The 12664-nt window shown below is 65.8% G+C and carries 13 protein-coding genes, 1 tRNA gene and 1 pseudogene; 11 read left to right on the top strand and 4 right to left on the bottom strand.

The window, feature by feature from the left end; all coding sequences use genetic code 11:
* Window positions 1–7: 7 nt before the first annotated feature.
* Window positions 8–586: a methylated-DNA--[protein]-cysteine S-methyltransferase gene (locus IVA74_RS00195; RefSeq protein WP_247338674.1), complete on the bottom strand. Its 579-nt coding sequence runs from the start codon at window positions 584–586 to the stop codon at window positions 8–10.
* A gap of 173 nt (window positions 587–759) precedes the next feature.
* On the opposite strand from IVA74_RS00195, the gene IVA74_RS00190 reads away from it, so the two are divergent.
* The 3 genes and pseudogenes from IVA74_RS00190 to IVA74_RS00180 all read left to right on the top strand — a co-directional run bounded on the left by IVA74_RS00190 (window position 760) and on the right by IVA74_RS00180 (window position 1794).
* Window positions 760–833 (top strand) — tRNA-Gly (locus tag IVA74_RS00190).
* Window positions 834–1025: 192 nt separating this feature from the next.
* Window positions 1026–1304 carry a helix-turn-helix domain-containing protein gene (locus IVA74_RS00185; protein ID WP_247338672.1) on the top strand — a complete coding sequence of 93 codons (279 nt, stop codon included), beginning with the start codon at window positions 1026–1028 and terminating at the stop codon, window positions 1302–1304.
* Between the two features lie 21 nt (window positions 1305–1325).
* A pseudogene (locus IVA74_RS00180) lies at window positions 1326–1794 on the top strand (GNAT family N-acetyltransferase).
* Between the two features lies 1 nt (window position 1795).
* Here IVA74_RS00180 and IVA74_RS00175 read toward each other — a convergent pair.
* Entirely contained in the window at window positions 1796–2323 is a 528-nt protein-coding gene (locus IVA74_RS00175; RefSeq protein ID WP_247338670.1) for a DUF1003 domain-containing protein, read from the bottom strand.
* A 112-nt stretch (window positions 2324–2435) separates the two neighbouring features.
* Here IVA74_RS00175 and IVA74_RS00170 point away from each other — a divergent pair, with 112 nt between their 5' ends.
* From IVA74_RS00170 to IVA74_RS00135, 8 genes are all read left to right on the top strand, one after another.
* Window positions 2436–3494 carry a LacI family DNA-binding transcriptional regulator gene (locus IVA74_RS00170; protein ID WP_247338668.1) on the top strand — a complete coding sequence of 353 codons (1059 nt, stop codon included), beginning with the start codon at window positions 2436–2438 and terminating at the stop codon, window positions 3492–3494.
* 80 nt (window positions 3495–3574) lie between these two features.
* Window positions 3575–5029 (top strand): xylulokinase, encoded by a 1455-nt coding sequence (gene xylB / locus IVA74_RS00165; RefSeq protein ID WP_247338667.1) that lies wholly within the window; start codon window positions 3575–3577, stop codon window positions 5027–5029.
* Window positions 5030–6352, top strand: coding sequence for a xylose isomerase (gene xylA / locus IVA74_RS00160; protein WP_247338665.1), 1323 nt, complete (start codon window positions 5030–5032; stop codon window positions 6350–6352).
* A 12-nt stretch (window positions 6353–6364) separates the two neighbouring features.
* The gene (locus IVA74_RS00155) at window positions 6365–7123 is read left to right on the top strand and encodes an ATP-binding cassette domain-containing protein (RefSeq protein WP_247338662.1); all 759 of its coding nucleotides are present in this window, start codon (window positions 6365–6367) and stop codon (window positions 7121–7123) included.
* Window positions 7123–8205 carry an ABC transporter permease gene (locus IVA74_RS00150; protein WP_247338765.1) on the top strand — a complete coding sequence of 361 codons (1083 nt, stop codon included), beginning with the start codon at window positions 7123–7125 and terminating at the stop codon, window positions 8203–8205. The genes IVA74_RS00155 and IVA74_RS00150 overlap by 1 nt, the downstream gene beginning before the upstream one ends.
* A gap of 94 nt (window positions 8206–8299) precedes the next feature.
* A complete protein-coding gene (locus tag IVA74_RS00145; protein WP_247338660.1) occupies window positions 8300–9232 on the top strand; it encodes a sugar-binding protein in 933 nt (310 codons plus the stop codon).
* A gap of 136 nt (window positions 9233–9368) precedes the next feature.
* Window positions 9369–10346 carry an aldo/keto reductase gene (locus IVA74_RS00140; RefSeq protein ID WP_247338658.1) on the top strand — a complete coding sequence of 326 codons (978 nt, stop codon included), beginning with the start codon at window positions 9369–9371 and terminating at the stop codon, window positions 10344–10346.
* Between the two features lie 4 nt (window positions 10347–10350).
* The gene (locus tag IVA74_RS00135) at window positions 10351–11193 is read left to right on the top strand and encodes an amidohydrolase family protein (protein WP_247338657.1); all 843 of its coding nucleotides are present in this window, start codon (window positions 10351–10353) and stop codon (window positions 11191–11193) included.
* A gap of 70 nt (window positions 11194–11263) precedes the next feature.
* Here the strand turns inward: IVA74_RS00135 and IVA74_RS00130 are convergent, their stop codons facing one another.
* Together IVA74_RS00130 and IVA74_RS00125 are read right to left on the bottom strand one after the other, a co-directional pair.
* The gene (locus tag IVA74_RS00130) at window positions 11264–11614 is read right to left on the bottom strand and encodes a RidA family protein (protein ID WP_247338655.1); all 351 of its coding nucleotides are present in this window, start codon (window positions 11612–11614) and stop codon (window positions 11264–11266) included.
* A gap of 131 nt (window positions 11615–11745) precedes the next feature.
* Window positions 11746–12663: a PHB depolymerase family esterase gene (locus IVA74_RS00125; protein WP_247338653.1), complete on the bottom strand. Its 918-nt coding sequence runs from the start codon at window positions 12661–12663 to the stop codon at window positions 11746–11748.
* Window position 12664: the final 1 nt, after the last annotated feature.

The following is a 12664-nucleotide window of genomic DNA, read 5'->3' as shown; positions in this document are numbered from 1 at the left end:
GCCCTATCTAGGTGGAGGGTCTCGGCAGGGCAACGGGCAGCAGCACCTCGAATAGCGTCTTGCTGGCGACCGGATGAGCGCCCTCGAGCGACAGCAGCCGCCGCTTGGAGATCACCCCGCCATAGGGCGAGAGCCGGTCGGTGTAATTGCCCGCCTCCAGCACCCGGTGGCAGGGCACGATCAGCATGTAGGGATTTTTCGCGATCGCCTGCGCCACCGAATGCGCGGCGCCGGAGACGCCCAGCGCCTTGGCGATCTCGTGATAGGTGCGCGTCTCCCCGCGCGGAATCGTGCAGGCGAACTCGTAGACCCGCCGGTTGAAGTCGGGCACGCCGCCCGCATCCAGGCTGACCTCGGAAAAATCAGGATCGTTGCCTTGCAGCAGGCCCACGATGCCCTCGATCGCAAGCTCGGCGTTCGCGGACGGCCGCTGTTCGCGCGCCTCGGGATGGACCTGGAACATCCGGCGGCGGGTGTCGATCTCCCGCGCCTCCGGCAATTGCACAGCGACCACGCCGGTGCTGCTCCAGATAATGGCGCAGCACCCTATGGTCGTGTCGAATATCGCGTAGCCACGCCCCACCATGCACACGCCCCACTCAGTGCACGTCTCTCCCCAGACAGGCGATCATAACACCGCCACAATCCGGCGCACCCAAAATCTTACCGAGACGTTAACAAGCGTCCGGCCGGACGCGCCAAAGCGCTTGGCGGGAAGCGCCGTCTCGGCTAATCAGAGGCGCGCAGGCTTGCGCATCAGCGGGCGTAGTTCAATGGTAGAACGGCAGCTTCCCAAGCTGCATACGAGGGTTCGATTCCCTTCGCCCGCTCCAGGCTTCTCCGATTGAGATTTTCCTTCCGATCGACCTGACAGGCGCAAGCGCACATCGCGCAGTGCGTGAGTTTCCAATATATTAGCCCATCGTGACCTGCACCCGCTGCTCTTTCGGCTAAGCTTCTCTCGCCTAGTGGCTTGCGGTCACCGCGCCGGGGCATGTTCGGATGAAAGCCAGGACCTACAAAAAATGGACCAGCAAAAGCGCGATCGCGCGATCGGTCGTCGCTTGAAGCCGCTTCGGACGCAGGCCGGCATGACGCTGAATGAACTCGCGGCGCGCTCCGGCGTCAGCCGTGCCGTCGACCTGCCGGCCGGCACGCGGGTGCCGTACAGCCCGTGGGGCCGCAATGCCTTCACCCAGCAGCTCCTGATGCTGGAGGGCGCGATCGCCGTGCACATCGCTACGTCATCATCACGCGCCGCGGCGCTTCCTACGGGAAGATGTAATGGTGCTGATGCGATATGAAATCCTGGAGTGAACCTGACAATGCAGATCCGCACCGGCGACACCTTTGATCCGCGCGTCATCGCGCTGCTCGATCATCACGTCACGGCCGCGCGAGCGCAGACCGCGCCGGGCAGCGCCCATGCGCTCGATCTCTCCGGGCTCCGCGCGTCCGACGTCGCGTTCTGGACCGGCTGGGACGGCGAGACGCTGGCCTCCGTCGGTGCGCTGAAGACGCTCTCGGCCGAGCACGGCGAGGTGAAGTCGATGCACACGCTCCAGACCACGCGCCGGCGCGGCTTTGGCGGTGAGATGCTTCGCCACATCATCACGGAAGCCCGCGCGCGCGGCATGACGCGGCTCAGCCTCGAGACCGGCTCGTGGTGACTATTTCAAGCCGGCGCTCGCGCTCTACCGGGCGCATGGCTTTGTCCTCTGCGGCCCGTTCGATGGCTATATCGAGGATCCCAACAGCCTGTTCCTGACCCTGGATCTGTCGGCGGGCCGATAGCTCAGGAGCGCGTCTCCTCGATCCTGTCGAGCACGCGCTCGGGGGCGATGTCGCGGCTTGCCTCCTCCAGATCGCGCTTCGAGTCGGGCTGGACGTCGAGCCGCTCGGCGATTTGCGTGAGGAGGCGAGCGACCTTGGTCAACTCGTGCTCGGCGAGCAGGCTGATCTGGAGATCGAGATCGGCGCGCTTGTCCGCTGCCGCGGTCATGCGGTTCTGCGAGATCAGCACGAATGTCGACAGGAAGATCGCCTCGACCGAAGCAACCATCGCCAGCACCACGAAGCTCTCGTCCCAGGCCGGGATTCCCGGCAGCCAATGCAGATTGGCGATAATCCAGAAGCCGAACACGGCGACATGGAGGTAGACGAAGACCATGCTGCCCGTGAAGGCCGTGATCGCATCCGCGACCTTTTCCTGACCCCTGGCCGCGCGCCGCTCCCGGAGGCGGCGCTCGACCAACGCCTGGATGTTGCGCTCGAGCGTCGGGCTTAATCCCTCGCCGGGATCATGGGTGATGTCGTTATGCACGCGGCGGCAACGACCGACCGAAGAGGCCGTTCCTAGCAACAGCGACTGAAAAATGCCTGCTGCCCCTCAAAATGAGTTGCGTACCTCAAAAAACCTCTGCTAGCCTTCAGCCATGGCCGAGACGCTCACCACGACCGCGCTGACGCTGAAGGACATCGCCCGCCAGGCGGGCGTCAGCCTCGCGACGGTCGACCGCGTTCTGCACAATCGTCCGGGTGTGCGGCCGGATACGGTCCGGCGCGTCAAGGAAGCGATTGAGCGCAACGCCTTCCAGCCGCATGTGGCCGCCGCCGAGCTCGCCCGCGGCCGCGCCCGCCGTTTCGCCTTCGTGATGCCGTCGGGACCGAACCCGTTCATGCAGCAGATCGAGGCCTATCTCGGCGAGATGTCGGCCTGGCTCTCATCCCGGCGGCTGAGCGTCGAGATGGTCGCAACCGACGTGTTCGATCCGTCGGTGCTCGCTGCTTCCCTGGAAGGGCTCTCGGACGATTATGACGGCATTGCCGTGGTGGCGCTGGATCATCCTGGCGTCCGCGCCGCGATCGACGATCTCGTTGATGCCGGGACCAAGGTCGTGACGCTGGTCTCGGACGTGCCGTCGTCGCGCCGCCACCATTATATCGGCATCGACAACATCGCCGCGGGGCGCACCGCAGGCGCGCTGGTCGGGCGGCTGGTCGGACAAAGGTCGGGCAAGGTCGCGATCATCGCGGGATCGCAGGGCCTGCGCGACCATGCCGAGCGCATTTTTGGCTTCATCCAGGTGATGGCATCGGAATTCCCTGGGCTGAGCGTGCTGCCGGTATTGGAAGGGCGCGACGAGGATGCGCGTTCGGAACAGGTCTTGGCGCGGCTGTTGGGCAGGCATGCTGACATTGTCGGCCTTTATAATGTCGGCGCCGGCACGCAGGGCGTGGCCAACGCGTTGAGCGAGAAGGCGCTGAGCGATGCCGGCCGCGACAGGCAGGTGGTATTCGTCGGACACGACGTCACCGCGCTGACGCGCCGGCTGCTGCTGCAAGGCCTGATGGATGCCGCGATCTCGCAAAACCCCGGACACGAAGCGCGCGCCGCCGTGCGCGTGCTGCTTGCGCTCGCCCGTGGTGAGCCGATCTTGCGCGAACAGGAGAAGATCAGGATCGACATCGTGATGCGGGACAATCTGCCTTAGCGGCAAGTGGATTCAAAACGACCCGTTGTGGCAAGGCGACTCTGAGCTCGCGCACCGCAACAGGCGACAGGGAGGATGGCGTGGATCTCGGAATCGACATCGGCACATCCGGTGTGAAAGCGGTGCTCGTGAGCGAAGCCGGCGCGGTCCTCGCGACGGCGGCGCGCGAGCTGTCGCTGTCGCATCCTGCGCCGCTGTGGTCCGAGCAGGATCCCGATGCCTGGGTCGATGCGGCGGTCGGCGCGGTCGACGATCTTGCCGCCCGCCATCCGCGTGAGGTCGCGCAGGTGCGCGGCATCGGGCTATCGGGCCAGATGCACGGCGCGACGCTGCTGGATGAGGATGGACGGCCGCTGCGTCCCGCGATCCTCTGGAACGATGGCCGCTCGCACGCCGAATGCGTTGCGCTGGAGCGTCGCTGCCCGTCGCTGCACACGATATCAGGCAATCTGGCCATGCCCGGCTTCACCGCGCCGAAGCTGCTCTGGGTCGCCAGGCACGAGCCGAAAATCTTCGCGCGGATAGCAAAGGTGCTGCTGCCGAAGGCCTATGTGCGCTATCGCCTGACCGGCGAGATGGCCGAGGACATGTCGGACGCGGCTGGCACGCTGTGGCTCGACGTCGGTCTGCGCCGCTGGTCGGCCCTGCTGCTGCATGCCACGGGGCTCGATCTGCACCATATGCCGCGCCTCGTCGACGGCAGCGATGTCAGCGCGGTGCTCGCGCCGGACTACGCGCAACGCTGGGGCATGGCTCGCGAGGTCGTGGTGGCCGGAGGAGCCGGCGACAACGCCGCGAGCGCGATCGGGCTCGGCGCAATCGCGCCGGGCGATGCGTTCCTGTCTCTGGGAACCTCAGGTGTGGTGTTCCGCGTTACCGATCGGTTCGCGCCGGCGCCGGCCTCGGCGGTGCATGCGTTCTGTCACGCGCTGCCCGGCCGCTGGCATCAGATGGGCGTGATGCTGTCGGCTGCGGCGTCGCTGGCCTGGCTCGCGGGCGTGATGGAGACGCCTGCGCCTGCGCTGCTGGCGCCGCTCGGCGAGCGTGTCGATGGACCGAGCCCGGTCAAATTCCTGCCCTATCTCGACGGCGAGCGCACGCCGCACAACGATGCCGCCGCCAGCGGCGCCCTCGTCGGCCTGCGCGGTGCGACCGGCCGCTCCCAGATCGTCCAGGCCGTGCTCGAAGGCGTCGCCTTCGCCGCGCGCGACAATCTGGCGGCGCTGAGCGCGGCCAGCGGGCCGCTTTCCGAGGTCGATCTCGTCGGCGGCGGCTCGCGCTCGCCGCTGTGGGCGCAGATCTGCGCCGATGTGCTCGGCATTCCCGTCCACCGCGTCGAGGAAGGCGAGGTCGGCGCGGCGCTCGGCGCCTCCAGGCTCGGCCGGCTCGCCGCCACCGGCGAAGACGCTGCTGCGGTTTGCACCCGTCCGCGGCGGCTTGCGAGCTTTACGCCTCGCGCATCCGTCAGCGCAGCCTATGACGAGGCCTATCGCCGCTGGCGGGAGCTTTATCCGGCGTTGAAGGAGTGTGCCTGAGTGAACGCGTCAGTGAAATTCTTCGATGCAAGCGCGCCTGTCGCCTTCGCCGGCAAGGATGCGGGAAACACGCCCGCCTTCCGCTGGTACGACAAGGACCGCCTCGTCCATGGCCGCAGGATGGAGGACCATCTGCGCTTTGCGGTCTGCTACTGGCACTCGTTGTGCTGGCCGGGCGGCGATCCCTTTGGCGGCGAGACGTTCCTGCGGCCCTGGCACCAGGGCACCGATGCGATGGCGCAGGCGCGCGCCAAGGCCGACGTCGCTTTCGAGCTGTTCCGCCTCCTCGACGTGCCCTTCTTCACCTTCCACGACGTCGATGCGGCGCCGGAAGGCGCTTCGCTCCGCGAGTCCGCCGCCAACCTCAACGCGATCGCCGACCTGTTCGAAGCAAAGATGGCCTCAAGCAAAGTGCGCCTGCTCTGGGGCACCGCCAATTTGTTCACGCATCGCCGCTACATGGCGGGCGCGGCCACCAATCCGGACCCGGAGATATTCAGCTATGCCGCCGGCCAGGTCCGCGCCGCGCTGGAGGTGACGCACCGGCTCGGCGGCCAGAACTACGTGCTGTGGGGCGGGCGCGAGGGCTATGAGACGCTGCTCAACACCGATCTCAAGCGCGAGCTCGACCAACTCGGCCGCTTCGTCTCGCTCGTCGTCGAGCACAAGCACAAGATCGGCTTCAAGGGCCCGATCCTGATCGAGCCGAAGCCGAAGGAGCCGACCAAGCATCAATATGATTTCGACGTCGCCACCTGCTACGGCTTCCTCGCGCGCTACGATTTGCTGAAGGACGTCAAGCTCAACATCGAGCAGAACCACGCGATCCTCGCCGGTCACTCCTTCCATCACGAGGTCGCGCTTGCCGAGGCGCTGGGTGTGTTCGGCTCGCTCGACATCAACCGTGGCGACGATTTGCTCGGCTGGGACACTGACCAGTTCGCGATGAACGTGCCGGAGCTCGCTTTGGTGTTCCACGAGCTGCTGAACCGTGGCGGCTTCACCTCGGGGGGCCTGAATTTCGACGCCAAGATCCGCCGCCAGTCGATCGACCCTGATGATTTGATCCATGCCCATGTCGGCTCGATGGATGCCTGCGCGCGCGCCCTCCTCGCTGCCGCGGACATGCTCGACGCCGGCGCCCTCACTGCGCCGCTTGCGAAACGCTACGAGGGATGGGCCGGGCCCGAGGGCCGCGCCATTCTTGGCGGCCAGCGCTCGCTCGCCGAACTTGCCGACCGCGCGCTCGGCCCGGGCTTCGACCCGCAGCCGCGCTCGGGCCGGCAGGAATATCTGGAATCCCTGGTCAACCGCTACGTCTGAGGAAGGCCGCTGATGACAAATACTGAAGCGACACCGGTCCTCGAGCTGACCGGCATCGGCAAGGAGTTCGGCGCAATCCGCGCGCTTCACAGCGTCGACCTGCAGGTCCTCCCCGGCGAGGTCGTCGGCCTGATGGGCGACAACGGTGCGGGCAAGTCGACGCTGGTCAAGATCATCGCCGGAAATTTCCGCCCCAGCCACGGCGAAATCCGCTTCGCCGGCAGCGCGGTCCATTTCAACCGGCCCGTCGATGCCCGCGGCGTCGGCATCGAGGTCGTCTACCAAGACCTTGCGCTCGCCGACAATCTGACGGCTGCCGCCAACGTCTTCCTCGGCCGCGAGCTGAAGCGCAGGTTCGGCCCGCTCGCGTTGCTCGATCACAATGCGATGGCGGCGCGTGCGCTGGAGCTGTTCGGCGAGCTGCGCTCGGAGACGCGCCCCGACGATCTCGTCAAGCAGATGTCGGGCGGACAGCGCCAGGCGGTTGCGATCGCGCGGACGCGGCTCTCCAACGCCAGGCTGGTGATGATGGACGAGCCTACGGCCGCGATCTCGGTCCGCCAGGTCGAGCAGGTGCTCGGCCTGATCCACCGGCTGAAGGAGCAGGGCGTTGCCGTGATGCTGATCTCGCACCGCATGCCCGACGTGTTCGCGGTGTGCGATCGCGTCGTCGTCATGCGCCGCGGCGAGAAACGGGCCGACAAGCCGATCCACCAAACCTCCCCCGAGGAGGTCACCGCCCTGATCACCGGCGCGAAGGAGGCGGCATGATGGCCATGCCCATGGAATCTCCGATCAGCTTCACCAATGTCGGCCGGATCAGATGGTGGCAGCGCGGCATCTTTGCCTCCCAGACCGGCTATGTCCTGCTGGCGCTGGCGGTGCTGCTGGTGGTCATGCATTTCGCCAGCCCGTATTTCTTTACCGAAGGCAACATCCAGAACGTGGCGAAGAACTTTTCCTTCATCGCCATCGCCACCCTGGGCGTCACCTTCGTGATCATCACCGGCGGCATCGATCTGTCGGTCGGCTCGATGATGTGCTTCTCCGCCATGATCACCTCGATGGTGATGACCGAGCTGTCGTCACCCGGCTCGGCCGCAGGCTCCCTGTTCGTCCACATGGCGGCCGACGGCAAGACTGTGCTGGCCAATGTCCCCGGCCTGATCCTGCTGCTCTCGATCCTCGCCGGCCTCGGCGTCGCGCTGCTCGCCGGTCTCGTCAACGGCTTCTGTATCGCCGTGCTCGGCCTGTCGCCCTTCGTCACCACGCTGGGCATGCTCTCGATCGTGCGCGGGCTCGGCTATGTCGTCTCCAACGGCCGCGGCAGCTTTCCTGGTGGACCGGATGCCGATTATTTCTATGCGCTCACCTCGGGCGACGTGCTCGGCGTGCCCGTGCCTTTCATCTATCTCGTGGTCCTCGCGCTGGCGATGGCTGTGGTGCTGCACCACACGGGCTTCGGCCGCCACGTGTTCGCGCTCGGCGGCAACGAGAAGGCGGCCGAACTCACCGGCATCCCTGTCGTGCGGGTGAAGATCGAGGTCTATGTGACCTGCGCGCTCGCCGCGGGCCTCCAGGGCATCATCATCTCCGGCTGGCTTGGGTCGGCGCCGGCCAACATGGCGACGTCCTACGAGCTCAACGTGATCGCCGCGGCCGTCATCGGCGGTGCCAATCTCGCCGGCGGCATCGGCGGTCCGTTAGGGGCCATCGTCGGCTGCGTGCTGCTCGAGGTGATCCGCAACGGCCTCGTGCTCGCCCAGGTGAGCTCCTACTGGCAGCAGACGCTGGTGGGCGTGATCATCATCCTGGCCGTGCTGGTCGACCGCATCCGTTCGCGGATGATCTGAAATGACGTCGTTCCGGGAAGCCAACGAAAATGCCGCCTGTCCGCTTCCCGGACAATCTTAAGAGGATGGGCGCCAAAGAAGGGTGGAGGAGACGATGAAGAAATTTCTTCTTGCCGGCATCGCCGTCGCGATGATGGCAACGCCGATGTTTGCTGCGAACTACCGTTTCGTGATCGTGCCCAAGGCGATGAACAATCCGTTCTTCGACTTCGCGCGCGACGGCTGCCTGAAGCGTGCCAAGGAGCTCGGCAATATCGAGTGTATCTACAAGGGGCCCGTGGAGCACGAGCCGGCGACGCAGGCCCAGATCATTCAGGACTTCGTCACTCAGAAGGTCGACGGCCTCGCGATCTCGGTCGCCGACGTCGCGGCCATGTCGAAGTCGATCGAGGCGGCGACCGCGGCCGGCATCCCGGTCATCACCTTCGATGCCGATGCACCTGGCTCCAAGCGAATCGCCTATATCGGCACCAACAACAAGGAGTTCGGCGTCGCACTCGGCAAGCAACTGTTGAAGCTGCGGCCCGACGGCGGCAAATACGCCATGGTCTCGGGTGGTCCCGGCGCCAAGAACCTCGCCGAACGCGTCGACGGCGTCCGCGAGGCGCTGAAGGGCTCGAAATGGATCGAAGTCGCCGGCTCTCCGACGTTCTGCAACGACGATCCCGCGCTGGCGGTTCAGCAGATGACCGACATGCGCACTGCAACGCCCGACCTCGCCGCGATCGTTCCCATCGGCGGCTGGCCGATGTTCGCCCCCGAAGGCTTCAAGGCCTTCGCCTCCAGGTACAAGAAGGATATCGATTCCGGCAAGTTCACGCTTGTCGTCGCCGATACGCTGAAGATGCAGCTCGAGCTGTTGCGCGATGGCTATGCCAATGCGCTGGTTGGCCAGCGTCCCCTGGAGATGGGCGAGAAGGCGATGGATACGCTGCTCGCCATCAAGAAAGGCGAGAAGGTGCCGGAGATCGTCTATACCGGCCTCGATCTCGTGACCAAGGACAACGTTGCGCAGATGTTGAAATAGGAGCGGCCCCAGCCCCGCGCTCCTGCGTGCCTCTCCCGCTTGCGGTTTTCGCAAGCGGGAGAGATGATCTTGGCTGTTGGAACCGATACTTTCGGAAGCGGGACTTTCGAAAGCAGGCTCTTGGAAGGCAATGGGAATGAAAAGGTCGCGGCTCGGCTCTCTCGACGTCACGTCACTCGGCCTCGGTTCCGCCCCGCTCGGCGGATTGTTCACCCCCGTCAGCGATGCCGATGCGGAAGCGACGATCGCCCGCGCCTGGTCGCTCGGAATCCGCTTCTTCGACACCGCGCCGCTGTACGGCTTTGGCCTCGCGGAGCGACGCCTTGGCGCATTCCTGCGACAACAGCCGCGTGACTCCTACGCCATCTCCACCAAGGTCGGCCGTCTGCTGCGTGCGCCCGATGGCGCTGCCGCCGAGGACGCGCATTACAAGGGCACGTCGCGCGAGCGGCCGGTGTTCGATTTCAGTTATGACGGCGTGATGCGATCGGTGGAGGAGAGCCTGGCGCGTCTTGGGCTCGACCGCGTCGACGTCTTGCTGGTGCATGATCCCGACGATCACTATGACGACGCCGTGGCCGGTGCCTTTGGCGCGCTCCAGCGCCTGCGCGCCGACGGCACGGTCAAGGCAATCGGCGCCGGCATGAACCAGTCGGAAATGCTGGTGCGGTTTGCAGAGGCCGTTCCGGTCGACTGTTTCCTGCTCGCCGGCCGCTACACGCTGCTCGATCAGGGCGCGCTGGATGCGCTGTTCCCGGTCTGCGCCGCCAAGAACATCGGCATCCTGCTCGGCGGCATCTACAACAGCGGCATTTTGGCCAATCCGCACTCGAGCGCGAAGTTCGACTATCAGGACGCCGATGCGGCACTCGTTGCCCGTGCGCTCGCACTCGACGAGCTCTGCCGCAAGCACGGCACCGAGCTGAAAGCCGCCGCGCTGCAGTTCTGCATGGCCCATCCGGCCGTGACGGTCGCCGTGATGGGCGCCCGCAATGCCGCGGAAGTTGCCGACAACATCGCGATGTCGGAAAAGGCGGTGCCGGCGGCGTTCTGGCAGGAGCTGCGTGCGCGAAACCTCGTCGACGTCCACGCACCATTGCCGGGCGGAGCGTAAAGGCATGATCATCGACGGACATCAGCATTTCTGGGACCCGGCGCGCGCCGACTATCCCTGGATGGACGCGCCCGAGCTCACGCCGATTCGCCGCGCCCTCGGTCCGGCCGATCTCGCGCCGTTGTTGGAAGCGAACGGCATCGACGCCAGCATCGTGGTGCAATGCCGCTCGGCGCTGGAGGAGACCGAGGATTTTTTGCGGATCGCGCATGAAAACCCATTTGTCGTTGGCGTCGTCGGCTGGGCTGATCTGACCGATGCTGCACTTGGTGAAACGCTGGACCGGCTGCGCGCTTCGCCCGGCGGCGACAAGCTGGTCGGCATCCGCCACCAGGTGCATGACGAGGCCGATCCGGACTGGCTGCTGCGCGAGGACGTTCAGCGTGGCCTCACGGCGGTGTTCGCACACGATCTCGCCTACGATTTCCTCGTCCGAGCCCGCGAGTTGCCGGCGGCGATCGCAACCGCACAGGCCTTCCCGCAGGCGCGCTTCGTGCTCGACCACGCCGCCAAGCCGCCGATCGCGGACGGTGGAAGCAACGAATGGTCCGATCGCATCGCCGCAATCGGGGTCTGCGGCAATGTCTGGTGCAAAGTCTCGGGGCTGGCGACGGAAGCGGTGTGGAACGATTGGGATGCGGAGCGGCTGTTTCCGTTCGTCGCGCACGCCGCGAAATGCTTTGGCGAGGATCGCCTGATTTTTGGCTCGGATTGGCCGGTGTGCCTGCTTGCGGGCAGCTACGGCGAGATCAAGGGGGCGCTGGAGGCGTGCCTGATAAGGCTCGGCGCGCATGTGCGCGACAAGGCGTTCGGCGTGAATGCGAAGGCTGCGTATCGGTTGGCGTGATTGCGGCGGTCGCTCTGAAGCGCGATGATATTTCATCGCGCTTCAGCCGCGCGTAAATGTTGTCGTAAGCTTACTTCGCCGCGGTGACCATGATCTCGACGGTGTATTGCGCCGCTGCGAGCTTGGCTTCGACGGTGGCGCGCGCCGGGGTATTGCCGGGCGAGACCCAGGCGTCCCACACCGCGTTCATCTCGCCGAACGTCTTCATGTCGGTGATGTAGATCGTGGCCGAGAGCAGTTTCGACTTGTCGGTGCCGGCCTTGGCGAGATGGCTGTCGATGGTCGCCAGGATGTCCTGGGTCTGCTTGGTCACGCTTTCGCCGGCGGCGTTGTTGGCGACGACACCGGCGAGATAGACGGTGTTGCCGTGCACGACGACCTGGCTCATGCGCGGGCCGGCTTCAAGACGCTGAATGCTCATTGGGGGATCTCCTTTGAATGGCGGCCCTGTCTAGCGCAGCGGCTTGCTCCCTGCCACCCCGAGCACGCATGTGTTGCCGGGCACGCATGCGTTGCCCGCGGCGCATGCGTGCCCGGCGATGCATGCACTCCCTACGGAAACTGGCTGAAAAAAGTCCAGATCGTCTCGGCACCGTCGATGTCGCCGTTCTGCGGCCCGAGCAGGCCGGCTGCGACCTTCGGAAAGCGGGCATCCGGAGAAAATCCGGGCATGCGGTGACCGCCTCGATTGATGCGATAAAGCACGACGTCGTGCCCATCAGGACAGCGCGAGGAGATCCGTGTGACAGTGGACTGGTCTGCGGGCGCCCTGTCGGGCAAATCGGTCATGTCGGCGTTGTCGGTCTCGCAGCCGTTGAGCTTGCGCCAGAACGCCAGCGTCTCGTCGGTGGACCAGAACCCGTCTGCGGCATAATAGCTCGATCCGCGGCCGCCCTCGTAGGGGACCAGCGGGTCGGCCGTACCGTTCATCAACAGCATCGGCAGCGGTCGCGACGGATGGCACGTGACGGCGGCCTCGTCGGTGAGATTCATGATCACGCTCGCGCCGGCAGCAAACAGATCGGCGCGGGCGCAGACCAGCGTCATCGCCATGGCGCCGCCATTGGAGATGCCGGTGACATAGACGCGGCGAGGGTCCGCGGTGCCGTTCGCCACCAGCTTCTCGACGAGCTTTGCGATGAAGGCGACGTCGTCGGTGCCTTTGGGCGGGCCACGGAGCGCGGGTCCCGCCTTGGTCCTCGCGTCGGCCCATGCGTGGTTGAGGCCATCGGGAAAGACCACGGCAAACCCTTCGCGCTTTGCGACCTGCGGCCATGCCGTCCGCGTCATCATGTCGGCGCCGCGCTGGGTCTTGCCATGCAGCACGACCACGAGCGGCACAAGCCGCTTCGCCGGCAGTTGCGCGGTGTAGGACCGCTTCACGCCGTCGATGTCGATCATATCGGCGGACGCAGCCGAGGCGGCGGCCAATGCCGCAACAAGCGCCGCGATGCGCATCCACCGCCGCATG

The organism is Bradyrhizobium sp. 132 (assembly GCF_023074185.1).
Taxonomy (GTDB): domain Bacteria; phylum Pseudomonadota; class Alphaproteobacteria; order Rhizobiales; family Xanthobacteraceae; genus Bradyrhizobium.
The sequence above is the reverse complement of the archived record's forward strand: the minus strand, read 5'-3'. Positions and strand labels throughout refer to the sequence as shown.

Bases quoted from the DNA above. Each gene is read 5' to 3' on its own strand.
- IVA74_RS00145 (WP_247338660.1), top strand. From the start codon at position 8,300: ATGAAGAAATTTCTTCTTGCCGGCATCGCCGTCGCGATGATGGCAACG.
- IVA74_RS00125 (WP_247338653.1), bottom strand. From the start codon at position 12,663: ATGCGGCGGTGGATGCGCATCGCGGCGCTTGTTGCGGCATTGGCCGCC.
- IVA74_RS00140 (WP_247338658.1), top strand. From the start codon at position 9,369: ATGAAAAGGTCGCGGCTCGGCTCTCTCGACGTCACGTCACTCGGCCTC.
- IVA74_RS00150 (WP_247338765.1), top strand. From the start codon at position 7,123: ATGGCCATGCCCATGGAATCTCCGATCAGCTTCACCAATGTCGGCCGG.
- IVA74_RS00170 (WP_247338668.1), top strand. From the start codon at position 2,436: ATGGCCGAGACGCTCACCACGACCGCGCTGACGCTGAAGGACATCGCC.
- IVA74_RS00155 (WP_247338662.1), top strand. From the start codon at position 6,365: ATGACAAATACTGAAGCGACACCGGTCCTCGAGCTGACCGGCATCGGC.
- IVA74_RS00195 (WP_247338674.1), bottom strand. From the start codon at position 586: ATGGTGGGGCGTGGCTACGCGATATTCGACACGACCATAGGGTGCTGC.
- IVA74_RS00135 (WP_247338657.1), top strand. From the start codon at position 10,351: ATGATCATCGACGGACATCAGCATTTCTGGGACCCGGCGCGCGCCGAC.
- IVA74_RS00185 (WP_247338672.1), top strand. From the start codon at position 1,026: ATGGACCAGCAAAAGCGCGATCGCGCGATCGGTCGTCGCTTGAAGCCG.
- IVA74_RS00130 (WP_247338655.1), bottom strand. From the start codon at position 11,614: ATGAGCATTCAGCGTCTTGAAGCCGGCCCGCGCATGAGCCAGGTCGTC.